The organism is Bacillus cereus group sp. MYBKT14-1, assembly GCF_051915185.1.
Taxonomy (GTDB): domain Bacteria; phylum Bacillota; class Bacilli; order Bacillales; family Bacillaceae_G; genus Bacillus_A; species Bacillus_A cereus.
Genome location: NZ_JBQAEF010000006.1, coordinates 278,108 through 302,301 on the forward strand (window position 1 = coordinate 278,108; position 24,194 = coordinate 302,301).

Sequence of the window (24,194 nt, forward strand, 5' to 3'; positions counted from 1 at the left end):
CTCTCATAAAGAGGGATTTTTTTATACATAAAAAGTAGAGCATCGAAATTCGATGCTCTATTTTCCTTTTTTAAAAGCAATATAAAAAGACTGCAGAGAACTCCATCTCCACAGCCTAATATTTATTTTTGCAAGAACGCCTGCAAATCTGCAAATTGCCTCTTTGCATCTTCATAGCCTTGCTCGTATAAATTTTGTAGTTTTGCTGTATCTTTTTCCATACGATCTACTTGAAGCGGTACTTCTGGACGAATAACAAATAAATTCCCAGCTTGTTCTTCTTTTTCAATATAGTGAAGTGTTTCATTATACACTTCATAACGATTTAGCATCGTGTTCACAAGGTTCGGATATTTTTTATAAGCTTTCGCAGCAATCCACCCAAATCTTGATTTTTTCTTTGCGTAACCATGATTTCTCGTTAAAATTACGACTGATTTTTTAAATCCATCTTCCTGTGCTTTACGAACTGGAATTGGATCAGAAATCCCGCCATCTAACAGTTGCTTACCACGATAATTTACTACTGGTGCAATGAAAGGCAATGAACTAGACGCTTGTAATAAATTTAGCGCATCATCATTCGTGCCTTCTTTTTCAAAATAAACTGATTGCCCTGTTTCACAATCCGTCGTTCCTACAAGGAAACGTTCCGGGCTATTAAAGTATGTTTCAAAATCAAACGGCACATGCTTTTCTGGGATTTCGTGGAAAATGAAATCCATATCAAATAGCTGACGTTTTCTCCATAAGTTTTTATACGATAAATATTTCGGATGTGATGCATAATCAATATTGACCGTTTTATTTCTATTTCTTTGTCTGGAAAGATACGACGCTGCATGACAAGCACCAGCTGATACACCGATTACATATGGAAAATATAAATCTTGTTCCATAAAGTATTCTAATATCCCGCCCGTGTATACACCACGCATACCGCCGCCTTCTAATACTAACCCCGTATTTTCAAGCATGTTACTCTCTCCTCTATATATATTGACTCTTTAATTATTCACCATGTTAAGTATCTTTTTCTATTATATATGAGTTCTTTCAGAAATTATATTTAAAAGACTTGAGAAAAAGGAGTTTTTTCTTCCAATTATATTTCCAAATGACCGGAGACATCCTTTATAAACCTTTGAATAAAGTCTTGCTCTTCTTTCGTATATCCATCTAAAAGTAACAACCACTTTTCTTCAGCTTGCTTATGCAATTTTTCATGAGCTTTATATATTTCATTCCCACTCTCCGTTAAGCTGAAGAAGATTTCTTTTTGATTATCTAACATTTGCATCTTCTCAACGAATTGCTTTTGAAACAACTTTGTACAAATTTTAGAGATTGCTCCCTTCGTCATGCCCATTTCTGTCGTAATTGCCGTTACATTCATCAAACCATTTTTTCCGATACATTCGATTACATGTAACTCAGATAAAGACATACTACTTACGCCTGTCTCACGAAGAAACTTCTCATTTTGTCGTTTTAAATGTTCTTCTTTTTTATGCAAAAGTGTACGAATGTCCGACAGTATTTCCATTTGCTTCGTTGCATGCTTCAATCCGTTCGCCTCCTAAGTTTCCAAAGAAACAATTTAACTATATACCATTTTAAAACCATTTTTTCATCTTTACAAGTAAGAAAATCATGTTAAAATAAATTTAGTTTCCAAGGAAACTAAATCACAAGGAGGTTAACAAGATGAAAAAATCTAAACTAACTTTCATTTTATATGTTGTCTGTATTAGTGCCTTACTCGGTTCCTTCGCTCAAAATATTTACACACCTATCTTACCGATGATTCAAAATTCTTTTCACACTTCTCTTTATCTTGTAAATGTAACAGTTTCACTTTTCACATTCGTTCTTGCAATTATGCAGCTCGTATATGGACCTTTAATTGATACAAAAGGGAGAAAATCTGTCCTTATCCCTAGTTTAGTCATTAGTACAATTGGTTCAATCGGATGTGCTTTTTCGGCAAACATTTATTTATTTCTCTTTTTTAGAGCTGTTCAAGCTATAGGAATAGCGGCTATACCTGTAGTTTCAGCAACGATTATCGGCGATTTATTTGAAGGAAAAGAACGCGGAGAAGCGATGAGCCTATACCAAATGTTACTTGCCCTCGCACCTGCAATGGCTCCTCTCATAGGTGGTTATCTTGGCAGTATAAATGGTCACTTATCTGTATTTCTCTTTTTATCTACACTTGGCATTATCTTATTAATTATAAACATTTCACTACTCCCAGAAACAAAGCCAAATATAATTAAACAATCTAAAGCACAAAAGAATTACTCTCTTATCTTAAAAAATAAAACTGGATTTTCTATTACTCTTATTGGCTTCATTCAATTTTGTATTTACTTTTGCTTTCTCGTTTTTTTACCGAGTATTTTAACAAATTCATTTCATTTAACTGTAAATAAAATTGGTCTTATGTTTGTACCAATGTCTCTTTCTATCATGCTAGGAAGTTTTTGCTACAAGTTTTTGCAAAAACGACTCACAACAAAGCAAGCTTTATTTATTACGAGTTTCTTCAATATTATATGTGTCGTTTTATTCTCTTTCACATATAGCATCAATATCCCATTCATTATTATCGTTACATCTTTGTACGGTTTTAGTATGGGACTTTCTATGCCAACTCACACTACTTTATTAACAGAAGAATTCGTACAAGAACGCGCAACAGCTATCGGTATGTATAACTTCATCCGCTATCTTGGTATGGGCACAGGGCCACTTATAGGTGGATTTCTTTTATTTAACCAAAATTACTTTTGGATTTTCTTCCTAGGCGCAATTATGTTTTTACTTGTAATCTTATATACAATGAAAATGCTAAGCCTTCATGCTGTACAAAAATTAAAATAGAGCCCCAAAAATGTTGGCTCTATTTTACCCTCTTTGATCCGCAACAATATGAATATCAATATACTTTGTTTGTCTCATAATTTCATTTACAATAGAACCTTTTCGAATTTCTTCCCACCGCGTTCTCGCTGATTGCCCAAGTAAAATTTGTGTTACTTGCAATCTTTTCGCGACTTCAATAATAACATCCGCTGGCTTTCTTCCCTTTGCTTCTTCTAATACAAAACTCGCATCAAATTGATTCGTGAGCGTCTTCCACTCTTCAATTGTTTGTTTTTTACCAGCTGAAAGAGAGTCTATATTTTCTCTTTCAACATTTAATACATACAATTCAGCATTTAACCGATCAGCCATGCGCCATCCCCGTCTTATTAATTTCTCCGCTGTTGAACTGTATTGTACACAAACAAGAATTTTTTCTTTTACGCCAATTGGTTCTATTACTGTTTGGCTAATTTTCTCGTCCATATCATCGGCAACCTCGCGAAGTGATAATTCCCTAAGTGCTCCTAAATTATTAAGCGTAAAGAAATTTTGTAAGCTTTGCTGAATTTTTTCTTCTTTATATATCTTTCCGTCTATTAACCTCTTCCGAAGTACTTCCGGTGTTGCATCAACGAGCTGAATTTCATTTGCTTTTTGTAAAATAAAATCTGGAATTCGTTCTCTTACTTTTACATTCGTAATTTGAGCTACAATATCATGAACACTTTCTAAATGTTGAATATTAAAAGCTGATAATACCGATATACCAGCCTCTAACAATTCCTGCACATCCATATAACGTTTCTTATGTTTAGAACCAGGAACATTACTATGCGCAAGTTCATCCACTACGACTACTTGAGGCGCGCGTTTTTTTATTCCTTCCACATCAAGCTCATAAAATACCTTTCCTTTATACTGTATTTCTTTCAAAGGAACTTTTTCTAAATCAGCAATTGCTTCTTCCGTCTCTTTTCTTCCATGCGTTTCAATTAAACCAATTACAATATCAATTCCATCTTTTTTCATTTCCCTTGCATCAAAGAGCATTTTATAACTTTTTCCTACGCCTGGAGCTGCTCCTACATATAACTTTAACTTTCCCCGATTTTGCTGACGAATATATTCTAAATATTCCTCTGGCGTTCGCCTTTGAAACTTCGGTTCATAATCATCTGCATACAAAATAAACACTACCTTTCATTCGAAACAACGCTACCTCAATCCGTTAGATTGAGGTAGCACTGTTACTATTTCATTAATTTCTGTAATGCTAAATTTAGCTTTAAGACATTCACTCGATCTTCTCCAAATAAACCAAGCGCAGCACCTTCTGTTTGATCTTTAATCAATTGATTAAGTTTTTCTTTCGGAATATTCGTTAATTTCGATATGCGATCCACCTGCACAGAAGCTGCCTTCGGACTAATATCCGGATCAAGCCCTGAACCTGAATTTGTCACTAAATCTATCGGTACTTCTGTTACTGGAACGCTCGGATTTTGTTTCTTCCACTCTTCAATACTTTTCTCTACTCGTTTCTCTAAATCTGGATTAGATGGTGCATAGTTATTTGAACCAGATGCTTCAGCCTTATATTCAATACTAGAAACACGCCCTTGAAAATAACGTGGATCCGTGAAGTTTTGCCCGATTAATTTAGAACCAATCACTTCATTTTTATCATTATATATTAGACTTCCATCCGCATTATCCTTCATCACGGCTTGTGCAATACCAGTAACAATAAGCGGGTATACAAGTCCGCACAACACTAGAAATGTAAAAGTAATACGGATAATTGGTGATAGTATACTTTGTTTCTTCTCCATCTTTTTCCCCTCTTCCTTATATGAACAAGCCGACAATTATATCAATTACTTTAATTCCAATGAACGGAACGATAACTCCGCCAAGCCCATAAATAAGTAAGTTTCGGCTAAGCAATGCATTAGAACTCATCGGTTTATATGCAATACCTTTCATCGCTAACGGAATGAGTAATGGAATAATAACAGCGTTAAATATTAATGCTGATAAAATCGCTGACAGTGGTGATGTTAATTTCATAATGTTCAATGCCTCCATTTGCGGAATCGCAAGTGTAAACATTGCTGGAATGATTGCAAAATATTTTGCTATATCATTCGCAATACTAAACGTCGTTAAAGCACCTCGCGTCATTAACAATTGCTTACCGATTCCTACAACCTCAATAATTTTCGTTGGATTCGAGTCTAGATCAATCATGTTTGCCGCTTCTTTCGCTGCTGTCGTACCACTGTTCATCGCTAATCCAACGTCCGCCTGTGCTAATGCTGGAGCATCATTTGTACCATCACCTGTCATCGCTACAAGTTTCCCTTTATCTTGCTCTGCTTTAATGACAGCAATTTTATCTTCCGGTTTACACTCGGCAACGAATTCATCTACTCCAGCTTCTTTTGCAATGGTTGCTGCTGTTAACGGATTATCACCTGTACACATAACCGTTTTAATCCCCATTTGGCGTAACTGTTCAAAACGCTCACGCATACCCGGTTTTACTGTATCCTTTAAATAAATTAAACCGTAAATACGATTATCTACTGCAACTACAAGTGGTGTTCCGCCCTCTTTTGAAATTAAGTCTGCTTTTTGATTTACATCTTTCGGAATTGTTCCGCCTTGTGACTCAACCCATTCAATAACGGCACCTACAGCACCTTTTCTCACTTTCGTTCCGTCTTGTAAATCAACACCACTCATTCTCGTTTCTGCTTTAAACGGAACAAACTCACCTTGTTCTGCAAGTTCTCTATTATATGATATAGATTTTCCCTGCACATACTCGATAACAGATCGACCTTCTGGTGTTTCATCTAAAACAGAACTAATAGCGGCCCACTTCCCAACTTGCTCAATCGTTTCATTTCCTACAGGCAATAATGTATGAGCCATTCGGTTCCCAAAAGTAATTGTACCTGTTTTATCTAAAATAATTGTATTAATATCGCCCGCAGCTTCTACTGCTTTCCCTGACATCGCTAGCACGTTAAATTTTGTCACCCGATCCATCCCCGCAATACCAATCGCTGATAGCAAACCACCAATTGTCGTTGGAATTAAACATACTAACAACGCTACAAGTACAGCAGTATCAATTTGAAAACCTAAATAATTTGTAAAAATCGGCAACGTCACAACGACGATTAAGAAAATAAGAGTTAAGCTCGTTAATACTGTATTTAAAGCAATCTCATTCGGCGTTTTTTGACGAGCAGCTCCTTCTACTAAAGAAATCATTTTATCGATAAATGATTCACCAGGATTACTCGTAATGACAATTGTAATTTCATCACTTACGACCATCGTTCCACCTGTTACGGAACAAAAATCACCGCCTGCTTCTTTTATAACAGGAGCTGATTCACCTGTAATTGCAGATTCATCTACAGATGCTAATCCTTTGATTACTTCGCCATCACTTGGAATCATTTCTCCTTGTTTTACGATAACAACGTCACCTTTTCTAAGATCAGTTGCTGAAACTTGGACAATGTCTCCATTTTCTTTTACTACATTTGCAAACACATCTTTCTTCGACTGCTTTAAAGAATCGGCTTGCGCTTTACCACGACCTTCTGCTAATGCTTCTGCAAAATTCGCAAATAAAACTGTAAATAATAGAATGAGAGAAACTGTTATATTAAACCATCCTGGTATACTACTAGAACTGCTTGGAAGAAAAGATAAAATGAACGTAATGATAAATCCAATTTCCACAACGAACATAATCGGATTCTTTATCATGACTTTCGGATTCAATTTCGCAACGGATTGCTTCATCGCATGTGTTACGATATCACGATCCATCGTTTTCGCTTGTCTAACTTCATCTTCTACAGCATGTATTTGTGACTCATTTAATTGTTTTTCTTTTACTACTACCGGTCTCATCATTTACCCTCCATTACTTCAATGTAAGAAATTCTGCAATTGGACCGAGTACTAACATCGGGAAGAATGTTAATGCACCGACAATTACAATTGTTCCGATGAAGATGCCACCAAATAAACTATTATCTGTACGGAACGTTCCGACTGTTTCTGGCACTACCGTTTTTTCTTTCAATGAAGCTGCCACAGCTAGCATCGTAATTAAACTGAAGTAACGTCCTAAAAACATAACTAAACCAGTCGTAATATTCCAAAACGGTGTATTATCTCCTAATCCTTCAAATCCAGATCCGTTATTCGCAGCTGACGATGTATATTCATATACCACTTGCGTCAAACCGTGGAAACCGGAATGAGAAATAGCATCCGTCCCTAAATTTGTTGAAAGAGCTAATGCCGAAAATCCTAAAATGAGCAATGGATGAAATAAAATCGTGACCGCGATTAATTTCATTTCCTTACCTTCAATCTTTTTACCTAAAAACTCTGGTGTCCGTCCAACCATTAACCCAGATATAAACACCGCGATAATTGCATACATAATAATGTTTACAAAACCTGCTCCAACGCCGCCATACACAGTATTTAACATCATATTTACAAGCGGAACTAAACCGCCAATTGGTGTTAACGTATCATGCATCGTATTAACAGCGCCTGTTTCAGCAGCTGTCGTTACCGTTGCGTATAGTGAAGAAAATACTGTTCCAAATCGTACTTCTTTCCCTTCTGTACTTCCTTGTACATGTTCGATACCCATTCCATTTAATGCCGGGTTCCCGTTTAGTTCAGATGTCGTAATCGTTATAAACCCTAGTAAAAATACCATAAATAGTGACACGAAAAGGATGCGGCCTTGTTTTTTATTTCCGACCATTCGTCCGTACGTAAATGGAAGTGCTGTTGGTAATAACATCATAAGCATCATTTGCAAAATATTACTCATTTGTCCTGGATTTTCGAAAGGATGCGTAGAGTTTGCTCCGAAAAATCCACCGCCGTTATTTCCAAGTTCCTTAATGGAAACGAATGATGCAACAGGTCCACGTAAAATACTTTGCTTTGCACCTTCAATCGTTTGTGCTGTAACCGCCCCATCTAACGTTTGTGGTACGCCAAGTGCGACAAAAACTAGTGCCGCAATAAATGCAATAGGAAGAAACACTCTCGTTAACGCTCTCGTAAAATCAACGAAAAAGTTACCAAGTTCTTTTCCAGCAAGTCCTCTTATAAAAGCCATAACGAGCGCTAATGTCGTTGCTGGTGCCGCAAACATTAAAAATGTAATCCCGATTAATTGTGATAAATAGGATAAACCATTTTCACCGCTATAATGCTGTAAATTTGTATCAGCCATAAAACTAATCGCTGTATTAAAAGCGAGCGTAGGCTCCATCCCTTCAATATGTGCTGGATTTAGCGGCAGCACACCTTGTAATCTGAAAATGAAGTATACGACAACGATCATAAATCCATTTAATAAAACTAATGATAATGCGTACTGTTTCCACGTTTGATTGTATGCTTTTACACCCGTAATTTTAAAAATAAGTTTTTCAAAAGGCCCGAATACTTTATCTAACGTTTTGCTACCTTGAAAAGCTTTTTCTAAATAAATCCCCGTTGGCTTTGCTACTAAAATAAACAAGAGCATTGTAATAATGACTGCAACCCAAATCATAATGAATGATTCCCCCTAATTAAAACTTCTCTGGATTTAATAATGCATACACTAAATACACTGTAATTGCTGCGACAATAACCGATAAGACAATCATCATGATTGCTTTCCTTCTTTCACAACTTTATCTGACCAACTTGCAAGACTTGCCATCGATGCAACTAATAAAATAAAAATCCCGACCATTACAACATCTAACATAACTATCCCTCTCTTTTTGTTAAAATTTACCATTTAAATATTAAAAAAGAACACTGAGCTCTACTCAGTGTTCAAAAAATGAACAACAAAAAGTAAACCTCCTCTCTAAACGCTTACGAGGTTAGCTGTCGGATTCGGGCCTAAAGAGTAGCCCTACTTTCAAAACTGAAAGATTCACCCCAAGTGACGATGCACAAAATTGGTTCCCCCGCTCCATTTCTGGAACTCAGCGATTTTAGGTTTTTTTGGAAATTTTATGAATGATTTATGAGAGTAAATATACTCCTCTATATTTCACTTGTAAAGGGGTAAATTACTGAAAATAATAATATTTACATTCATTTAAACGCTTACATTGAAGATTATTACTGTTATTTCATCTATTTTCTTTATTTCTCTTTTCTTTTCTTAAAAATGACCTTTTAAATATGAAATAAAAAGAGCGAATGACATGAAGTGCATAGCTTGTTGCACTCAGCATTCGCTCTTTTTTATTCAACCTTTATTCTCCTCGTAAAAATGCACGTAAATTTCTCCCACGAATATAAACTTGTGTCAATTCTGCATGTAGCTGCTCATACTCGGTAATATCCATCTCTAAATACAAAGCATCTTTTGATGGTAATATAATATATGGCCCTGGAAAAAGGGGATCAATCTGGACCAATTCTTGAACTCGCTCTACCGATACTGCCCAACGATTTGCTATATCTCCAAGTAATAGTACCTTCATCATTTCTTCCCCCGCCCTATTCAAAAAATAAAAAAGAAATATTATCACAATTTGTAAACACGACAAACTTAGCTCCAATGGTTTCATAGAGCCTCGCTGGATATCGTTTATTCCTTGTAACAACAGTAATAGGTGCTTGAAAAGAAAAACGAATGTGTTCTGTGAAGAAACTAACGATTGGAAGCTCATCCCCTAGTAAAATGACCTTCTTAATACACTCACAAATACTAGTAAAATCCTGCTCCTTACTACAACTATAAGTCCAATCAAACCCACAATTCCTAACTTCAGCCGCTACCTCTTCATTTGCTGTAAAAATAACTAACTCATGTTGAAATGCAACTAGATCTCTTAAACTATTTACCTTACTTTCTTCTCCAACACAAATAAGTGTTAGTTCCATGTACCTCATCCTCCTTAGTATAAAAGAAATCAAACATAGATTGATATTCCCCTATACTAATCAGATCGATGAAGTGATGTATCCATCATGGCACCGTCCTCTCTCAAGACGCTTACGAAGTTAGCTGTCGGATTCGGGCTTTGAGAGTAGCCCTACTTTCAAATTTGAAAGATTCACCCCTAGTGACACTGCACAAATTGGTTCCTCCGCTCCATATAATTGGACTCAGCGTTTACAAAAAAATATATTCTGGCTGATATATTACTCCTGTATTTTGAAAAAGTAAACAGAAAAAAATCCAGTTATAAAACTGGCTTTTCACTTATCTATACACGCGTTCTATTCACTTTATACGCAAAATGATTCGTTGGTCCATGACCACTACCAATATTCAATGGCTCTTCAATTGCTATACTAATAAATCGTTTTGCTTCTTGAACAGCATCTTCAATTGAGTATCCTTTCGCAAGTCCTGCTGTAACCGCTGAAGCAAATGTGCACCCACTTCCGTGCGTTTGCTTTGAAGGAATTCGCTCGCTTCTAAACTCAATAAATTCTTCTCCATCAAAGAGGAAATCAATTACTTCATTACCTTGATATTCTGCATGTCCGCCCTTCATAAGCACATATTTAGCACCTAATTCGTGCAATACTTTTGCAGCTTCCTTACTATCTTCAACATTATGAATCTCCACCCCAGTTAACACTTCTGCTTCTGGAACATTCGGTGTTATAACGGTTGCTACTGGTAATAAATATTCTTTTAATGCATGAACTGCTTCTTGCTGTAATAATGATGCACCGCCTTTTGCGATCATAACGGGATCTAGCACAATATTATTCCAGCCAAATTTTTTAATTTGTTCTGCAACAATTTGAATTATTTCACTACTAAATAACATTCCTAGTTTCACTGCATCTGGTGTTACATCCGTACCAATTGAATTCAGCTGTTCTGTAATACCTTCTAACGGAACAGGATATACCCCTTGAACGCCAAGCGTGTTTTGAGCAGTAATTGCCGTAATAGCCGTCATTCCGTATACACCAAGCTCTTGGAATGTTTTTAAATCTGCCTGAATTCCAGCACCGCCGCCGCTATCAGACCCTGCAATTGTTAAAGCTTTATTCACTTTCATCCCACTCATCCTTTTCTATCCAAAATAGCGATGATAAATCGTTTTTGCTTCGCTTATATCTTTCGTTCCATGTACGAGCACACGGCCATCTTTAAAGGCTACTAACCTCTTGTCTTCAACAGAAAATGATAGTAAATATGGATTTATATTTAAATCATTTACACGACCTTCCAACAACTTTTTATATTGTTCAAAATTCATTTCATCTTTATGAGGTGGTCTAATTTGAACTGTATTTCGCCCGCATAAGACTGCTGTTTTTGATGTGTTTTCTTTATTTAAATACGGATATAATGCATTCTCTCCGCATGAAGGACAATTATGCTCGCGAAGTTTTTGCACATTCATACATGAATACTCATTCTTCCACATATCAAACGATACAAGCCCATCTCGAAGTGATTCGTAATCTTCTACTAACAGTTTAAGAGCTTCTGTTACTTGATGAGAAACGACAAGAGATACAGCAGGTGATATAATACCCGCTGTATCACATGTTACCCCGCCAAGCGGAATCGACTGTAATAAACATGATAAACATGGTGTTTTACTAGGAAGGATTGTGTAAGAAAGACCGTAACTACCTACACATGCACCGTAAATCCATGGAATAGAATATTTTTGTGATATATCATTTACAATAAAGCGCGTTTCGAAATTATCAGTCGCATCAATAATTACATCAACATTTATAACAAGTTCTTCTAGCTCTTCAGCTGTTACATCTTGAACGAGAGCTTCTATTGTTACATCACTATTAATCTCTTCTAAACGTTTTTTAGCCGCTATAGCTTTTGGAAGATTATTCTTTACGTCGCTCTCTGCATACAATTGTTGTCTTTGTAAATTACTCCAATCTACATAATCACGGTCAACAATTGTTATCTTGCCAACACCTGCTCTTACAAACATCTCTGCATTTGCACTACCTAATGCACCTGCACCGATAATAAGCACATGCTTTTCTCTTATCTTTTGCTGTCCTTCTTCTCCAATTGGAGAAAATAGTTCTTGGCGAGAATATCGATTATTCAACTACGCTCATTCCTTCTAAAGGACTACTTGCAGTTGCACAACGCTTACGTGCAATGCGACCTGCTTCAAATCCTAAACGGCCTGCTTCAATACTTAATTTCATTGCTTGTGCCATTTTAATAGGATCTTTTGCTCCTGATACAGCTGTATTTAATAACACGCCATCTGCTCCTAATTCCATTGCAAATGCCGCATCAGCTGGGCTACCAATACCGGCATCAACGATAACTGGTACTGTCGCTTGTTCAATAATGAAGCTCAAATTTAATGGATTTACAATACCAAGTCCTGATCCGATTGGAGATGCTCCTGGCATAATCGCATGCACGCCAAGCTCTTGTAATTTACGTGCTAATACAACATCATCAGATGTATACGGAAGTACGATAAATCCTTCCTCCAGTAACATTTCAGATGCCTTTAATGTTTCTACCGGATCAGGTAATAACGTTCTATCATCACCAATAACTTCTACCTTTATCATGTCACAAAGCCCAGAAGCTTTTGCTAATTTTGCAATACGAACAGCCTCTTCAGCGTTTTTTGCTCCTGCTGTATTTGGTAATAACGTATATTTTTTCACATCAAGTTTCTCTAATAAATTAGGTTGCTTTGCATCAAAGATATCCATACGACGTACTGCAAACGTTAAAATTTCAGCTTCAGAAACGTCAATTGCCTTTTGCTGTACGTCAAAATCAGGGAATTTACCTGTTCCTAATAAAAGTCTAGAATGAAATGAAAATGGTCCAATGTTTAACATAATCAACCGCCTCCTACGAAAGTTACAATCTCAATTTGGTCTCCATCAAAAACAGATGTATCTGTATGATCATCTTTTTGTAAAATATCTTTATTACGCTCTACTACAACAATTCTGTTATCTAGCTCTAAATGTGTAAGTAGCTCAGCTACTGTTTTTACACTCGCTGGCACTTCAATTTGGTTACCATTAATTTTTAAATTCAAACTTCCATCCCCTTTCTAAACTCTTCTAGAAAGCAATGAATCTAGCAAATGATTCTCTTGCTTTCCTTCTATTAAATCAGCCATATATTGGCCAGAAATAGGACTTAATAAAATACCGTTTCGATAATGGCCCGTGCAAGCATATAAACCTTTTATTTCTTCATGCTCTCCCATATAAGGAGCTTCATGATTCGATTGTGGTCTTAATCCTGCCCACGTGCTTTCCCATTCTGCTTCTTTTAAAGCTGGCAATATTGTATAAGCACGCTCTAATATAGAAGTTATACTTTCTGGCTGCACAGTTTTATTGAACGTATGTGGCTTCATTGTTGCCCCAATTACGTAACGTCCACCGCGCTTTGGAGTAATGTAAAATCTTTCTTGAAAAATAGGTGCTTTTAAAAGTTGTTTTCTACTTCTTACCGCAACCACTTCTCCTTTAACTGGATATGTACCCCAATCGCGGTGAAAATAACTGAGTAACTTCGTGCTCCATGAACCTCCTGCAATAACGACTTTCTCACATGTGACAATACCTTCACTTGTAATAACTCCAGTCACTTTATTATTTTCAATACGGATATCAAATACTTCTGTCTGTTCATATATATCAGCACCGGAAATCGCTGCAGAATGTGCGAATGCTTTCGTAAGCTCTGGTGCAATAACATGACCGTCTTTCGGATAATATACTGCTCCTATAATAGATTCGGATAGATATGGCTCTTTTTCCCGCACATGGTCTCCCGTTAGAAAATAAGAATCTTCACCTGTTTTCTGCTGCCAATCCATAATGTGAAGAATTCTTTCCTTCTCATCTTCATTTTGAGCAATACGATAAATTCCTTTTTCTTCATATCCAATATCAACACCCGTCTTTTCACGTAAAACTGCTGCAAGTTGTGGAAATATAGCTCGGCTTTCTCTAGCAAGTTCAAATAGCGGATCATACGCATCCCATTCTGCCTGAACACCAAGTAAACCAGCAGCTGCTTTTGAAGCTTCCGATGCAATACTTTGCTTCTCCACAATCGCTACTTTATGTCCTCTTTCTGCTAGAAAATGTGCAACTGAACTACCAATTACACCACCACCAATAATCGCTACATCATACTTCTCACACATGTTTTTCCGCCCACTTTCTTATTGATTCCTTATAAGATTTCGCTTTGCTATACGGGTTACTACTACTTACAATTCCAGACATAACTGCTATACCGCTTACACCGTTAGTAAGAACATCCACTGTGTTTTCTGGGGTAATTCCTCCAATTGCTGTAATCGGTATAGATAAACACCTTGCAATGTCTGAAATTTCTTCAAGCCCTCTCGCTGGCACACCTTTTTTACAATCTGTCGGAAATACATGGCCATAAACGAGTGAATCCGCTCCATTTTTAAAAGCTACTATTGCTTCATCTAGCGAATGCACAGAATAACCGACATGCAAATACGAAAACTTTTCTTTCACTGACTTTACATCTGTACTTCGATATCCTAGTTGAACACGAGGAATATTTAATAAAATTGCAATATCAATTCGATCGTTTATGACAATTTTAGAAGCTGGAAAGCCCTCCATTAATAGACTTTCCACACCTTCATATAATTCCTTCGTACTCTTCTCACGCTCACGAATATGCAAATAATCAATCTCACTCTCAATTTGCATCGCTACATTCACTAACTCTTCGAATGGCATATGGCCATTTGAGATTACGTGGAGCTCATTTTTCATATTCATTCGCCTACTTTAAAATATTTTCGAATAATTCATCGGCTGGGACGGTTTCATTCGTCATTCCTTTGTCCTTCAGCCACTTATTTTGTTTCTCCCAAGATTCTTTTGAATCTGATAAGAATGGCTCATCTTTCGTTTCCATCTTCTCTAATAAAATTTTCATACTTTCCTTTTCAACTTCTGGCACAAGTGGGAAGTTTTCTTTTTCTTGATGATTTAATAAAATATTCAATGCTTCATCTGGGTTTTTCTTCATGAAATCATAGCCTTTTTTCGTACCACGTAAGAAAGCTTGCAACGCCTCTTTATCTTTTTTCAACGTTTTATCACCTGTTACAAACACAAGCTCATGATAGTTTGGTACTCCGTAATCAGCTGGATTAAAGTACGCTGGTTCATGGCCTTCATGACGCATAACAGGTACTTCATGGTTAATGTATGCCCCTGTTACCGCATCTACTTTCTTCGTAATTAATGCTGGTACTAAATCAAAGCCAACATCTACTACTTTCACTGTATCAGGATTACCACCAGCTTCTTTTACCATCGTTTTTAAATACATCTCACTTAATGGTGTTCCAGAGTATCCTACTGTTTTTCCTTCTAAATCTTTCGGTGATTGAATGCCCGCTGATTTCAGTGATACAACATGATTTAATGGTGAACGTACGACAGCCCCAATTGATTTCACTGGAATTTGCTCATTCGCTCTCGCCATAACAACATCTGGCTGATAATACAAGCCAACTGTCACCTTCCCTGCTGCTGCTAGCGTTAATGGATCAGTCGGATTAGAAGGGAATTTAATATTTACCTTTACACCTTCTTCTTTAAAGTATCCTTTTTCAATTGCTGCATAGATAAAGCTATGTACCGCATTTGGATACCAATCTAACATAACTGTTATTTCTTTCTCTTTTTTACTTTTGTCTGATGCTGAATTACTCGAACATCCTGCAATTATTGCAATTAATAATGTAAACACAAAGATGCGCTTTAAAAATTTCATGAATGCTTCCTCCAACTAATGAATTTCTTTTCTAATATGGAAATAATTACGACGAAGAAAATAGCTAATAATGATAACAATACAATAGGTGCAAATACGCCAGATCCATCTAACTGCGTCATCATTCTCTTACTGAAATATCCAAGCCCAGCTTGTGCACCGAGCCATTCTCCAATTGCTGCTCCGATAACACTAAGCGGAACTGCAATTTTTAAAGCTGAGAAAAAATAAGGAAGAGCAGACGGCAACTTTAATTTAAGAAAAATATCTCTTTTTGTTGCTCCATATGTAACTAAGAGCTCCTCCCATTCTTTTTTCGTACTACGAAGTCCATCATACGTATTGACCGCAATTGGGAAAAACGTAATTAAAACTGTGACAACAACCTTACTCCAAATTGTATATCCAAACCATAAAACAAATAGCGGAGCAAGCGCAGTAATCGGAATCGTTTGTGAAGCAACTAATAATGGATAAAATGCTCTTTCCATCCATGTACTCGCATTCATTAACATCGCTAGCCCTACACCTAATACGATAGAGATAACAACACCTATTAAAACGACGTATAACGTTGCAGGTAAATGAACTGTAAATAATATGTCTTTTAGTTTCCATATCTTCATTACAATCGCAGACGGTGACGGTAAAATGTACATCTCATCTACAATTCTTGCTCCTATTTCCCACACAGCTAGTAAAATACTAGAAAGTGTAATAGCAGGAACTAATTCTTTCAATCGGTTCATCACACAAGTACCTGCCTTTGTAACATACTAAGAAGCTCACCTTTCAGCGCTAATACTTCCGGTTTATATAAATCTTTTCGTGTTCTGTTATGATCAAGCGGTACAGTCCGCTCAGTCAAAGTCGTTATCGGCTGCTGTTCCACTACTAAAACTCTGTTTGAAAGAAATAACGCTTCTTCAACATCATGAGTAATGAATAAAATTGTTTTTTCCCACTCTTGCCATTGTTCAAACAACCATTCTTGCAAAGAGGCCTTCGTTAAAGCATCCAACGCACTAAACGGTTCATCTAACAGCAATATCTCCCCGCCTGTTAATAAAGTTCGAATAAAAGATACACGTTGTCTCATACCACCAGATAAATCTTTCGGATATTTTTTCTCATACCCTTGCAAACCAAATTTATGTAACAGTTCCTTTGCCTTTACTTCTGCTTCTTTCTTCTGTACACCTTGGCACTCTAGCGGCAGGGCAGCATTCTCAATAATTGTTCTCCACGGCAAAAGCATATCTTTTTGCGGCATATATCCTACAGGATGGTTCTTTGTTTCTGTCAGTTCTATCTGTCCAGTACTTACCTTTTCTAGACCTGTAATAAGGCGAAATAAAGTACTTTTTCCACATCCACTCGGTCCGATAATACTGACAAACTCTTTCTCATGTATAGAAGCATTTAATTCATGGATGATTGGTTTCTCATCGTAATGAAAAGAAACATTATGAAACTGTAGTATGTTCTTGCTCCTCAAATCCCCACATCTCCTTACGATAGGACATATCCCAGAATAAATATTCAAATCGACTGGAATATAAGAAGATCTCCTCTAATCTTTCTAGTTCTTTCTCAGGCTTTCCAACTGCCATTTCATTTAATAAATCTATTAACCAAATACAAAGATTACCGTATTCTTCCGAACTATATCCTTGAATCCACTCACCAAAAAACTCATGATCTCTCGCTCCAGGAATATCATTTAAACGCTTTCCAATTTCCCAATAGCTCCACATACATGGAAGAAGCGCTGCTATTAATTCCGCAAGTGTGCCATTTTGAGATACAGACATCATGTAATTTGTATAAGCTAAATTTTTAGCAGATGGTTTCGCAGACTCTATCTCCTCTATAGAAATTCCAAGTCTTTTTGCATATTGTTTATGGATTGTCATTTCGCCATTTAATATTCCATCAATTTGTTCAGCGAACTTTCCCATTACTTGTGGATTCGTTGCTTTTACAACACCAATCGCATATAACTTTGCATAATCTAGCAGATATAAATAATCTTGAATAATATAATACTGGAATTTATCTTTTTCTAACGTGCCATCTCCCATACCCACTACAAACGGATGATTATGACTCATCTCCCATACCGGTTGCACAGTTTCTAATAATCTATCGCAAAATTTCATTTCTCTATCCCCTTTCAATATATGTATCTAAATAAAAAACCACTTCTATATATAAGAAGTGGTTACAGCAAATAAAGTTATACATTTATTCGATGTTCCACTTCCCTTCGCTAGTATTACCTAGATCAGGTGTTGTAAGGGTTAAGGATTATTCCTCTCTCAGCAAGTCAAGCACCCCTAGTGGTTTCAATATGAAATTTTCAAATAAAAAAGCCCCGTTTCTATACGCAAAGAAACGGGGACTCATTGTTAGTGTCCGAATTGCTTCCCTACGCTAGCATAATCTAGATCAGGTAATAAAAAGGATCAAAGGCTTACGGCCTACTCTCAGCTGACAACACCAGCTCTCCTAGCAAACTATAAAATTATCACTGTCAGTATAACACCCTAATAAGACATCATCAACTTTTTTAATTTTCTTAATTATCAACATAATATCGAAATTATACAATACATACATTCTATTTTAGAAAATAAAACCCCAATTAATTGTATAAAAAGGAATCATTATCCTCAAAAAATTTATTTTTATATTGATTTCATATTACATTTATGTGAATACCCCCACTATATTATATCTTTATACTATAATAAAATTACAACTATACAACTAGAGGAGGTCTCTATTCCATGAATATGAAAGCTACTGCTTTAACAGCAACTACTGTAGCGATTGCTTCTTTACTTCCTTCTATGGGTGAAACAAATGTACAAAAAGCAAACGCTGAACAATTATCTAATATTAAAACTGGGTATGTCAAAGTCGATCAAGTAGCATTACATACAGAAGATAACGTAAAAAGCACATCAATTGATACAATTCGCTTTAATACAAAAGTGAACATCATTGAAACAACTAATGGTTGGTATAAAGTATCTGTTCATAATAAAGTAGGTTATGTACAAAAAGATGCTATTTTACTAAAAAACAAACTTCAATCTAATGATCAATACATCGTTAATGCTAATGCATTAAACGTTCGCTCTGAACCTAATTTAGAATCTTCCATTTTAGATGTATTACCAAATGGTAAGTTTATTACCGTTCAAGAAGATCAAGGCGAATGGTATAAAATATCACATAATGGCCAAACAGGTTACGTACAAAAAGCATTCATCTCTAATGGTTCACAACCCTTAGTAAAAGGAATCACCGTTCAAAATAATACAAAATATACTGTTGCAACACCTAATCTAAATGTACGTAGCACCGCTAGTACAAGTAGCGCTCTACTCGGTTCATTACAAAACGGTACTCAAGTACAAGTAGTAGAAACTGTAGGTACTTGGTATAAAATTCGTTTTGGCACAGGATACGGATATGTAGCAAAACACTATGTAGTACAAAATCAACCACAAGCTAAAACAGATCAGCCTTCATCAATTCCAGCTGCTTTCAAATTCCCCGCTCAAGGAAGAATTAGCTCAACCTTTGATATACGCTGGGAACAAATGCATTATGGTATAGATATTGCCGCTCCAGGAAACGTCTCTATCCAAGCTGCTGCTGCAGGTAAAGTTGTGAAATCTTATTATTCAGCTAGCTATGGCAATGTTGTTTTCATTGCGCATCAAATCAATGGGAAATTATATACAACTGTTTATGCTCATATGAAGGATCGCACTGTACAAGCTGGTGATCAAGTACAAACTGGACAATTAATAGGTCATATGGGAAACACAGGTCATTCATACGGGCAACATCTTCATTTTGAATTACATAATGGAGAATGGAATTTTGAAAAAACAAATGCAGTAAATCCACTGCCATATTTAGTTAGGTAAATTGTATGCCACGCAATATACCTCTTATAATTGAATACGTAGCCTTTTTAGGTTTAATCTGTTGTTTAATCATTTACAATACAAACATTGTATTTTTATCTATTATTATTGCTTTTGTTGCATTAGAAATTATGATGGAATCATTTCAAGTGCAACTAAAACAAAAAATTGCCCATATTTATAATGCTATTTTTCTTTTGAGTGCTCTCATAACAAATATAATTAGTAATGGCTTTTATTTATCTACTGTATTTCCAGTATTCTTTATGGCTGTTTTATTATTTGTAGCTAGATATATTAATGTCCCTTATAACCAAAAACAAAAACAAGAAGCTTAGAAAGAGGAGACACTGTGTACCAATCTTTCAAAGATACTCCAATAAAATACATATTGAATTTGTATAAGAAAGCCAATACTTTTTTTGGTATACAAGGAAGTTATACTGCACAACTTCTCCTATATGGAATGTTGTTTCTTGTCTTAATCACTTTCTCCTTGTTTTACTAACAAAAAAGGATCTCACATAAACTGGAGATCCTTTTTAATTTATATTAATTTTTCATATCGAAAATATTGTTTATCCACAAGCATATTTTTCATAAATAAAGCTCAGATTATATTTTTTCTCTAAGCTCATTCGTTGTTCGTCATCGCACCAATAGAAAAGAATATCATGAATCGTTGCGTAACGCTTATTTTTAAGAAATAGCCTAAAAAATGATGGTAAACAATCATGTAATTGTATAAATATATAATTGCGTAGTGTTTCTTCTTTATATTCAATGCCCTTACAAATATACAGTAATTCTTCACAATAATATGCATGCTGTGGAACTTGTATCATTTCGAAAAATGGCACATAAGATAGTAGCTTTCCAATAAAATGACCATATCGATCCATTACTCCTATCGTCATATGCTCCATCATTTCTTTCATCACATATAAATAATCATCTACATGCGTTGTCTTTAATGGGTCTAAGCGATCGGAAATTTGAGATAATACAGCTCTTTGACATGCTAAAACTGCCTGACTAGGTCCATAATATGATAGGAAATCTGTACACTTACGATATTTCCGTAATAAATCATGTGTATACAAATCATATACAAAAGTATTACAATACATTGCTAAACTCATCATATCACTATTTAATTGCTCTTTTGATAATGATTTCGCTCTCTTGCACATATAAAAGAATGTAAATTCCAATACTTCTTTATGAGATAATAAATGTTTACAATCGGTTATACACTTCTCATTAAATTTAACTCTATCCCAAATTTCAATATCCCTATCTGTCAATTCACCTATACGATATTTAATAATTAAATAATTTAAAGCAACTGATTGCGTCAAAAGATCCCATGTTTCATATTCCAATGAAGTATGAACAAACTCAGCTAATCCTTGCGCTATCATAAAATCATTTGCCTCTTCATACCAACCAATCTCTTGGCATAAGCGAAGAATACGCACTAAAGTTGGAATTTCATCTTTATGAAACTGCGGTAATTTCTTTGCTTTATTCATGCCATATACGATAAATGCCGCTAAATTTTCTTCTTTATAAAATTCTTTCTCTTTCCATACTAATATAGTTCGTTCTTTCCCCTCACCTTTTGGGTGACAAGGTACAAGCAAAGAAAATAATTCAGCGAAATTATTTGGTTCTATATATGTATCTGTAACCAAATTCCAATTTGGATCGCCCTGTACAGCCTTCATATAATTCCCCTTCCCTTTTCATCTATGTAGGAAATATTAATTTATTATCGCACCACTAAAAATTAATATTGTTATATTCAAAATCTCTCATAATACTTATATCTATCAGTATATCATCTTTTCTCTTATTAAAAATTAAGAATAACAAATTTTAAAAAAATGTCGAAATTATTAACCACATACTTATTATATAATGTCTCAGATACATCACGCTAACATATTAGTTTAATCCATATATACTAGAATAATGTATCTGAAATTTATATATAATTTAGCTCTTTATGAGTGACCATTAAACTCTCGGTTAATGAAAGTTTCAATTTACTCTGTACGCTCTGAGATTTCGCTCAAGGCAAATCCAGCTTGATCATCTGCTGATTCCCTTATAGCTAAATCTCCTAGTGCTAACATGCCAATAAGTTGACCACTATCAACTACTGGTAATCGTCTAATTTGATGCTGTGCCATTAGCTCTGTAGCTTTTTCAATAGAATCATTTGGAGAAACTGAGATAATATTTGTTGTCATTACATTTGTAATCTTATTAGATCCAGGATGTTTTTCAGCAATCCCTCGAACGACTAAATCACGATCAGTAACAAGCCCAACAACTTGCTCATTTTCAACAACAGGAATTAATCCAATCGATTCTTCCTTCATTTTTACAGCTGCCTCATATACATTGTCTAGCGGTGTACAATGTACAATATGGGTACTCATTAAGTCTCTCACTCGTGTCATTATGATTTCCTCCTTTTTATACATACCATAGCTTTTCCAAAATTCCTTTATTTATTTCTGGAAAGTAACGTAATAAAAAGGATTAACAAAATAAAAAAGAGCCAGCATAATGCTGACTCTTTTTTGTATGACCCGTACGGGATTCGAACCCGTGTTACCGCCGTGAAAGGGCGGTGTCTTAACCACTTGACCAACGGGCCATGGCTCCGCAGGTAGGACTCGAACCTACGACCGATCGGTTAACAGCCGATAGCTCTACCACTGAGCTACTGCGGAATAATATATGGTGGGCCTAAATGGACTCGAACCATCGACCTCACGCTTATCAGGCGTGCGCTCTAACCAGCTGAGCTATAGGCCCATATACTTTACAGGGGCAGTAGGAATCGAACCCACACTGGAGGTTTTGGAGACCTCAGTTCTACCTTTAAACTATGCCCCTAAATGATGCCGGCTAGAGGACTTGAACCCCCAACCTACTGATTACAAGTCAGTTGCTCTACCAATTGAGCTAAGCCGGCATAAAAAAATGGTGGCTCGGGACGGAATCGAACCGCCGACACGAGGATTTTCAGTCCTCTGCTCTACCGACTGAGCTACCGAGCCAACATAAATGGCGGTCCCGACCGGGGTCGAACCGGCGATCTCCTGCGTGACAGGCAGGCATGTTAACCACTACACCACGGGACCATTTGGTTGCGGGGACAGGATTTGAACCTGCGACCTTCGGGTTATGAGCCCGACGAGCTACCGTGCTGCTCCACCCCGCGACAATATAAAGTTTTAAAAATGGAGGAGGTAGAGGGATTCGAACCCCCGCGCGACTCTCGCCGCCTGTCGGTTTTCAAGACCGATCCCTTCAGCCGAACTTGGGTATACCTCCATGAAGGAAAAAATAAATATTTTATTATTATATGTCTAAGCCATTAAAGAAAAAATGGAGGAGGTAGAGGGATTCGAACCCCCGCGCGATTCTCACCGCCTGTCGGTTTTCAAGACCGATCCCTTCAGCCGAACTTGGGTATACCTCCGAGACATATATTAAATAAAGTGGAGCCTAGCGGGATCGAACCGCTGACCTCCTGCGTGCAAGGCAGGCGCTCTCCCAGCTGAGCTAAGGCCCCATGTTTTTTGGGAATATCGGGAAGACAGGATTTGAACCTGCGACCCCCTGGTCCCAAACCAGGTGCTCTACCAAGCTGAGCCACTTCCCGTTAATAAAAGCGCGCCCGAGAGGAGTCGAACCCCTAACCTCTTGATCCGTAGTCAAACGCTCTATCCAATTGAGCTACGGGCGCATATGGTGCCGAGGGCGGGGGTCGAACCCGCACGGTGGTCACCCACCGCAGGATTTTAAGTCCTGTGCGTCTGCCTGTTCCGCCACCCCGGCATGTCATATTGAAAATTGGAGCGGAAGACGGGATTCGAACCCGCGACCCCAACCTTGGCAAGGTTGTATTCTACCACTGAACTACTTCCGCAAGACATGTATGAGTTATTTTATTAAAAGTGCGGGTGAAGGGAGTCGAACCCCCACGCCAAAGGCGCTAGATCCTAAGTCTAGTGCGTCTGCCAATTCCGCCACACCCGCATATTTCATTAAAATGGTGAGCCATGAAGGACTCGAACCTTCGACCCTCTGATTAAAAGTCAGATGCTCTACCAACTGAGCTAATGGCTCTTAATGGCTGGGCTAGCTGGATTCGAACCAGCGCATGACGGAGTCAAAGTCCGTTGCCTTACCGCTTGGCTATAGCCCATTAATTAAGAATGGTGGAGGGGGGCAGATTCGAACTGCCGAACCCGAAGGAGCGGATTTACAGTCCGCCGCGTTTAGCCACTTCGCTACCCCTCCGACATATATGGTGGAGGATGACGGGATCGAACCGCCGACCCCCTGCTTGTAAGGCAGGTGCTCTCCCAGCTGAGCTAATCCTCCATTTTGCCTGGCAACGTCCTACTCTCACAGGGACAAGGTCCCAACTACCATCGGCGCTAGAGAGCTTAACTTCCGTGTTCGGTATGGGAACGGGTGTGACCTCTCTGCCATCA

The 24,194-nt window shown here is 37.0% G+C and carries 26 protein-coding genes, 20 tRNA genes, 1 rRNA gene and 4 riboswitches; of the genes, 3 read left to right on the forward strand and 44 right to left on the reverse strand.

What is annotated here, in order from left to right:
• Window positions 1-122: 122 nt before the first annotated feature.
• Both ACTFO4_RS17670 and ACTFO4_RS17675 read right to left on the reverse strand, forming a co-directional pair.
• Complete coding sequence (locus tag ACTFO4_RS17670) at window positions 123-977, reverse strand: patatin-like phospholipase family protein (RefSeq protein WP_000892679.1); 855 nt, start codon at window positions 975-977, stop codon at window positions 123-125.
• Window positions 978-1,105: 128 nt separating this feature from the next.
• A complete protein-coding gene (locus ACTFO4_RS17675; RefSeq protein WP_000679681.1) occupies window positions 1,106-1,567 on the reverse strand; it encodes a MarR family transcriptional regulator in 462 nt (153 codons plus the stop codon).
• A 140-nt stretch (window positions 1,568-1,707) separates the two neighbouring features.
• On the opposite strand from ACTFO4_RS17675, the gene ACTFO4_RS17680 reads away from it, so the two are divergent.
• Entirely contained in the window at window positions 1,708-2,889 is a 1,182-nt protein-coding gene (locus ACTFO4_RS17680; RefSeq protein ID WP_000748728.1) for an MFS transporter, read from the forward strand.
• A 24-nt stretch (window positions 2,890-2,913) separates the two neighbouring features.
• On the opposite strand, the gene kdpDN is transcribed toward ACTFO4_RS17680, so the two are convergent.
• The 19 genes from kdpDN to tenA form a co-directional block, all read right to left on the reverse strand.
• The gene (gene kdpDN / locus ACTFO4_RS17685) at window positions 2,914-4,068 is read right to left on the reverse strand and encodes a KdpD-like non-kinase potassium sensor (protein WP_078421194.1); all 1,155 of its coding nucleotides are present in this window, start codon (window positions 4,066-4,068) and stop codon (window positions 2,914-2,916) included.
• Window positions 4,069-4,124: 56 nt separating this feature from the next.
• Window positions 4,125-4,706: a K(+)-transporting ATPase subunit C gene (gene kdpC / locus ACTFO4_RS17690; protein WP_000412607.1), complete on the reverse strand. Its 582-nt coding sequence runs from the start codon at window positions 4,704-4,706 to the stop codon at window positions 4,125-4,127.
• Between the two features lie 16 nt (window positions 4,707-4,722).
• Window positions 4,723-6,813 (reverse strand): potassium-transporting ATPase subunit KdpB, encoded by a 2,091-nt coding sequence (kdpB, locus tag ACTFO4_RS17695; protein ID WP_001248003.1) that lies wholly within the window; start codon window positions 6,811-6,813, stop codon window positions 4,723-4,725.
• Between the two features lie 13 nt (window positions 6,814-6,826).
• Window positions 6,827-8,494 carry a potassium-transporting ATPase subunit KdpA gene (gene kdpA, locus ACTFO4_RS17700; RefSeq protein WP_000638330.1) on the reverse strand — a complete coding sequence of 556 codons (1,668 nt, stop codon included), beginning with the start codon at window positions 8,492-8,494 and terminating at the stop codon, window positions 6,827-6,829.
• A gap of 19 nt (window positions 8,495-8,513) precedes the next feature.
• Entirely contained in the window at window positions 8,514-8,594 is an 81-nt protein-coding gene (kdpF, locus tag ACTFO4_RS17705) for a K(+)-transporting ATPase subunit F (protein WP_000973728.1), read from the reverse strand.
• Window positions 8,591-8,695 carry a SipW-dependent-type signal peptide-containing protein gene (locus ACTFO4_RS17710; RefSeq protein WP_000887894.1) on the reverse strand — a complete coding sequence of 35 codons (105 nt, stop codon included), beginning with the start codon at window positions 8,693-8,695 and terminating at the stop codon, window positions 8,591-8,593. Before ACTFO4_RS17710 ends, kdpF begins: the two co-directional genes overlap by 4 nt.
• A gap of 96 nt (window positions 8,696-8,791) precedes the next feature.
• Window positions 8,792-8,937, reverse strand: a riboswitch (cyclic di-AMP (ydaO/yuaA leader).
• A gap of 134 nt (window positions 8,938-9,071) precedes the next feature.
• Window positions 9,072-9,194: a hypothetical protein gene (locus ACTFO4_RS17715; protein WP_001034421.1), complete on the reverse strand. Its 123-nt coding sequence runs from the start codon at window positions 9,192-9,194 to the stop codon at window positions 9,072-9,074.
• Between the two features lie 3 nt (window positions 9,195-9,197).
• Entirely contained in the window at window positions 9,198-9,431 is a 234-nt protein-coding gene (locus tag ACTFO4_RS17720; protein ID WP_002025339.1) for a hypothetical protein, read from the reverse strand.
• 13 nt (window positions 9,432-9,444) lie between these two features.
• The gene (locus ACTFO4_RS17725) at window positions 9,445-9,831 is read right to left on the reverse strand and encodes a hypothetical protein (protein ID WP_000424087.1); all 387 of its coding nucleotides are present in this window, start codon (window positions 9,829-9,831) and stop codon (window positions 9,445-9,447) included.
• Window positions 9,832-9,924: 93 nt separating this feature from the next.
• Window positions 9,925-10,072: riboswitch (cyclic di-AMP (ydaO/yuaA leader) on the reverse strand.
• Window positions 10,073-10,157: 85 nt separating this feature from the next.
• Window positions 10,158-10,970 carry a bifunctional hydroxymethylpyrimidine kinase/phosphomethylpyrimidine kinase gene (gene thiD, locus ACTFO4_RS17730; RefSeq protein WP_061456805.1) on the reverse strand — a complete coding sequence of 271 codons (813 nt, stop codon included), beginning with the start codon at window positions 10,968-10,970 and terminating at the stop codon, window positions 10,158-10,160.
• Window positions 10,971-10,985: 15 nt separating this feature from the next.
• The gene (gene thiF, locus ACTFO4_RS17735) at window positions 10,986-12,005 is read right to left on the reverse strand and encodes a thiazole biosynthesis adenylyltransferase ThiF (RefSeq protein ID WP_061456804.1); all 1,020 of its coding nucleotides are present in this window, start codon (window positions 12,003-12,005) and stop codon (window positions 10,986-10,988) included.
• Window positions 11,998-12,768: a thiazole synthase gene (gene thiG / locus ACTFO4_RS17740; RefSeq protein ID WP_000931981.1), complete on the reverse strand. Its 771-nt coding sequence runs from the start codon at window positions 12,766-12,768 to the stop codon at window positions 11,998-12,000. Before thiG ends, thiF begins: the two co-directional genes overlap by 8 nt.
• 2 nt (window positions 12,769-12,770) lie before the next feature.
• Complete coding sequence (thiS, locus tag ACTFO4_RS17745; protein WP_001049502.1) at window positions 12,771-12,974, reverse strand: sulfur carrier protein ThiS; 204 nt, start codon at window positions 12,972-12,974, stop codon at window positions 12,771-12,773.
• 15 nt (window positions 12,975-12,989) lie between these two features.
• On the reverse strand, window positions 12,990-14,099 hold the full coding sequence (gene thiO, locus ACTFO4_RS17750; protein WP_000333313.1) for a glycine oxidase ThiO: 1,110 nt from the start codon (window positions 14,097-14,099) through the stop codon (window positions 12,990-12,992).
• A complete protein-coding gene (gene tenI / locus ACTFO4_RS17755) occupies window positions 14,092-14,712 on the reverse strand; it encodes a thiazole tautomerase TenI (RefSeq protein WP_000787170.1) in 621 nt (206 codons plus the stop codon). The genes thiO and tenI overlap by 8 nt, the downstream gene beginning before the upstream one ends.
• Before the next feature lie 10 nt (window positions 14,713-14,722).
• On the reverse strand, window positions 14,723-15,724 hold the full coding sequence (locus ACTFO4_RS17760; protein ID WP_199630419.1) for an ABC transporter substrate-binding protein: 1,002 nt from the start codon (window positions 15,722-15,724) through the stop codon (window positions 14,723-14,725).
• A complete protein-coding gene (locus ACTFO4_RS17765; RefSeq protein ID WP_061456802.1) occupies window positions 15,721-16,473 on the reverse strand; it encodes an ABC transporter permease in 753 nt (250 codons plus the stop codon). The genes ACTFO4_RS17760 and ACTFO4_RS17765 overlap by 4 nt, the downstream gene beginning before the upstream one ends.
• On the reverse strand, window positions 16,473-17,222 hold the full coding sequence (locus ACTFO4_RS17770) for an ABC transporter ATP-binding protein (protein WP_001256796.1): 750 nt from the start codon (window positions 17,220-17,222) through the stop codon (window positions 16,473-16,475). Before ACTFO4_RS17770 ends, ACTFO4_RS17765 begins: the two co-directional genes overlap by 1 nt.
• A complete protein-coding gene (gene tenA, locus ACTFO4_RS17775) occupies window positions 17,191-17,886 on the reverse strand; it encodes a thiaminase II (protein ID WP_061456801.1) in 696 nt (231 codons plus the stop codon). The genes ACTFO4_RS17770 and tenA overlap by 32 nt, the downstream gene beginning before the upstream one ends.
• 85 nt (window positions 17,887-17,971) lie before the next feature.
• Window positions 17,972-18,075, reverse strand: a riboswitch (TPP riboswitch).
• 60 nt (window positions 18,076-18,135) lie between these two features.
• Window positions 18,136-18,247: riboswitch (TPP riboswitch) on the reverse strand.
• A 269-nt stretch (window positions 18,248-18,516) separates the two neighbouring features.
• Here tenA and ACTFO4_RS17780 point away from each other — a divergent pair.
• Both ACTFO4_RS17780 and ACTFO4_RS17785 read left to right on the forward strand, forming a co-directional pair.
• A complete protein-coding gene (locus ACTFO4_RS17780) occupies window positions 18,517-19,671 on the forward strand; it encodes an SH3 domain-containing protein (RefSeq protein ID WP_001056030.1) in 1,155 nt (384 codons plus the stop codon).
• Between the two features lie 5 nt (window positions 19,672-19,676).
• Window positions 19,677-20,009, forward strand: coding sequence for a hypothetical protein (locus ACTFO4_RS17785; protein WP_001137823.1), 333 nt, complete (start codon window positions 19,677-19,679; stop codon window positions 20,007-20,009).
• A 240-nt stretch (window positions 20,010-20,249) separates the two neighbouring features.
• Here the strand turns inward: ACTFO4_RS17785 and ACTFO4_RS17790 are convergent, their stop codons facing one another.
• The 23 genes from ACTFO4_RS17790 to rrf form a co-directional block, all read right to left on the reverse strand.
• Window positions 20,250-21,401, reverse strand: a complete 1,152-nt coding sequence (locus tag ACTFO4_RS17790; RefSeq protein ID WP_000648912.1) for a DUF3965 domain-containing protein — start codon at window positions 21,399-21,401, stop codon at window positions 20,250-20,252.
• Between the two features lie 321 nt (window positions 21,402-21,722).
• The gene (locus tag ACTFO4_RS17795; protein ID WP_000199006.1) at window positions 21,723-22,142 is read right to left on the reverse strand and encodes a CBS domain-containing protein; all 420 of its coding nucleotides are present in this window, start codon (window positions 22,140-22,142) and stop codon (window positions 21,723-21,725) included.
• Window positions 22,143-22,270: 128 nt separating this feature from the next.
• Window positions 22,271-22,342 (reverse strand) — tRNA-Glu (locus tag ACTFO4_RS17800).
• A 1-nt stretch (window position 22,343) separates the two neighbouring features.
• Window positions 22,344-22,418, reverse strand: a tRNA-Asn gene (locus ACTFO4_RS17805).
• Window positions 22,419-22,426: 8 nt separating this feature from the next.
• A tRNA-Ile gene (locus ACTFO4_RS17810) sits at window positions 22,427-22,503 on the reverse strand.
• A 10-nt stretch (window positions 22,504-22,513) separates the two neighbouring features.
• A tRNA-Trp gene (locus ACTFO4_RS17815) sits at window positions 22,514-22,584 on the reverse strand.
• Between the two features lie 6 nt (window positions 22,585-22,590).
• Window positions 22,591-22,663 (reverse strand) — tRNA-Thr (locus ACTFO4_RS17820).
• Window positions 22,664-22,672: 9 nt separating this feature from the next.
• Window positions 22,673-22,748: transfer RNA gene (locus ACTFO4_RS17825), tRNA-Phe, on the reverse strand.
• A gap of 8 nt (window positions 22,749-22,756) precedes the next feature.
• A tRNA-Asp gene (locus ACTFO4_RS17830) sits at window positions 22,757-22,832 on the reverse strand.
• A gap of 3 nt (window positions 22,833-22,835) precedes the next feature.
• Window positions 22,836-22,912, reverse strand: a tRNA-Met gene (locus tag ACTFO4_RS17835).
• A 20-nt stretch (window positions 22,913-22,932) separates the two neighbouring features.
• Window positions 22,933-23,025, reverse strand: a tRNA-Ser gene (locus ACTFO4_RS17840).
• 55 nt (window positions 23,026-23,080) lie between these two features.
• A tRNA-Ser gene (locus tag ACTFO4_RS17845) sits at window positions 23,081-23,173 on the reverse strand.
• 20 nt (window positions 23,174-23,193) lie between these two features.
• A tRNA-Ala gene (locus ACTFO4_RS17850) sits at window positions 23,194-23,266 on the reverse strand.
• A 16-nt stretch (window positions 23,267-23,282) separates the two neighbouring features.
• A tRNA-Pro gene (locus ACTFO4_RS17855) sits at window positions 23,283-23,356 on the reverse strand.
• Between the two features lie 10 nt (window positions 23,357-23,366).
• Window positions 23,367-23,440: transfer RNA gene (locus tag ACTFO4_RS17860), tRNA-Arg, on the reverse strand.
• A 3-nt stretch (window positions 23,441-23,443) separates the two neighbouring features.
• Window positions 23,444-23,532: transfer RNA gene (locus tag ACTFO4_RS17865), tRNA-Leu, on the reverse strand.
• A 16-nt stretch (window positions 23,533-23,548) separates the two neighbouring features.
• A tRNA-Gly gene (locus tag ACTFO4_RS17870) sits at window positions 23,549-23,623 on the reverse strand.
• Window positions 23,624-23,652: 29 nt separating this feature from the next.
• Window positions 23,653-23,733: transfer RNA gene (locus ACTFO4_RS17875), tRNA-Leu, on the reverse strand.
• Window positions 23,734-23,747: 14 nt separating this feature from the next.
• A tRNA-Lys gene (locus ACTFO4_RS17880) sits at window positions 23,748-23,823 on the reverse strand.
• Window positions 23,824-23,827: 4 nt separating this feature from the next.
• Window positions 23,828-23,902, reverse strand: a tRNA-Gln gene (locus tag ACTFO4_RS17885).
• An 11-nt stretch (window positions 23,903-23,913) separates the two neighbouring features.
• Window positions 23,914-23,997, reverse strand: a tRNA-Tyr gene (locus ACTFO4_RS17890).
• 8 nt (window positions 23,998-24,005) lie between these two features.
• Window positions 24,006-24,081: transfer RNA gene (locus ACTFO4_RS17895), tRNA-Val, on the reverse strand.
• Window positions 24,082-24,086: 5 nt separating this feature from the next.
• A 5S ribosomal RNA gene (rrf, locus tag ACTFO4_RS17900) occupies window positions 24,087-24,194 on the reverse strand; the annotation flags it as partial.

What these genes read in the sequence shown, in the direction of transcription:
- ACTFO4_RS17780 (WP_001056030.1), top strand. Translation starts at nt 18,517, where the DNA reads ATGAATATGAAAGCTACTGCTTTAACAGCAACTACTGTAGCGATTGCT.
- thiD (WP_061456805.1), bottom strand. Translation starts at nt 10,970, where the DNA reads ATGAAAGTGAATAAAGCTTTAACAATTGCAGGGTCTGATAGCGGCGGC.
- kdpF (WP_000973728.1), bottom strand. Translation starts at nt 8,594, where the DNA reads ATGATGATTGTCTTATCGGTTATTGTCGCAGCAATTACAGTGTATTTA.
- tenI (WP_000787170.1), bottom strand. Translation starts at nt 14,712, where the DNA reads ATGAAAAATGAGCTCCACGTAATCTCAAATGGCCATATGCCATTCGAA.
- kdpA (WP_000638330.1), bottom strand. Translation starts at nt 8,494, where the DNA reads ATGATTTGGGTTGCAGTCATTATTACAATGCTCTTGTTTATTTTAGTA.
- ACTFO4_RS17785 (WP_001137823.1), top strand. Translation starts at nt 19,677, where the DNA reads ATGCCACGCAATATACCTCTTATAATTGAATACGTAGCCTTTTTAGGT.
- thiG (WP_000931981.1), bottom strand. Translation starts at nt 12,768, where the DNA reads ATGTTAAACATTGGACCATTTTCATTTCATTCTAGACTTTTATTAGGA.
- ACTFO4_RS17790 (WP_000648912.1), bottom strand. Translation starts at nt 21,401, where the DNA reads ATGAAGGCTGTACAGGGCGATCCAAATTGGAATTTGGTTACAGATACA.
- tenA (WP_061456801.1), bottom strand. Translation starts at nt 17,886, where the DNA reads ATGAAATTTTGCGATAGATTATTAGAAACTGTGCAACCGGTATGGGAG.
- ACTFO4_RS17710 (WP_000887894.1), bottom strand. Translation starts at nt 8,695, where the DNA reads ATGTTAGATGTTGTAATGGTCGGGATTTTTATTTTATTAGTTGCATCG.
- ACTFO4_RS17795 (WP_000199006.1), bottom strand. Translation starts at nt 22,142, where the DNA reads ATGACACGAGTGAGAGACTTAATGAGTACCCATATTGTACATTGTACA.
- ACTFO4_RS17725 (WP_000424087.1), bottom strand. Translation starts at nt 9,831, where the DNA reads ATGGAACTAACACTTATTTGTGTTGGAGAAGAAAGTAAGGTAAATAGT.
- ACTFO4_RS17720 (WP_002025339.1), bottom strand. Translation starts at nt 9,431, where the DNA reads ATGATGAAGGTACTATTACTTGGAGATATAGCAAATCGTTGGGCAGTA.
- kdpB (WP_001248003.1), bottom strand. Translation starts at nt 6,813, where the DNA reads ATGAGACCGGTAGTAGTAAAAGAAAAACAATTAAATGAGTCACAAATA.
- ACTFO4_RS17765 (WP_061456802.1), bottom strand. Translation starts at nt 16,473, where the DNA reads ATGAACCGATTGAAAGAATTAGTTCCTGCTATTACACTTTCTAGTATT.
- ACTFO4_RS17670 (WP_000892679.1), bottom strand. Translation starts at nt 977, where the DNA reads ATGCTTGAAAATACGGGGTTAGTATTAGAAGGCGGCGGTATGCGTGGT.
- kdpC (WP_000412607.1), bottom strand. Translation starts at nt 4,706, where the DNA reads ATGGAGAAGAAACAAAGTATACTATCACCAATTATCCGTATTACTTTT.
- ACTFO4_RS17680 (WP_000748728.1), top strand. Translation starts at nt 1,708, where the DNA reads ATGAAAAAATCTAAACTAACTTTCATTTTATATGTTGTCTGTATTAGT.
- thiO (WP_000333313.1), bottom strand. Translation starts at nt 14,099, where the DNA reads ATGTGTGAGAAGTATGATGTAGCGATTATTGGTGGTGGTGTAATTGGT.
- ACTFO4_RS17760 (WP_199630419.1), bottom strand. Translation starts at nt 15,724, where the DNA reads ATGAAATTTTTAAAGCGCATCTTTGTGTTTACATTATTAATTGCAATA.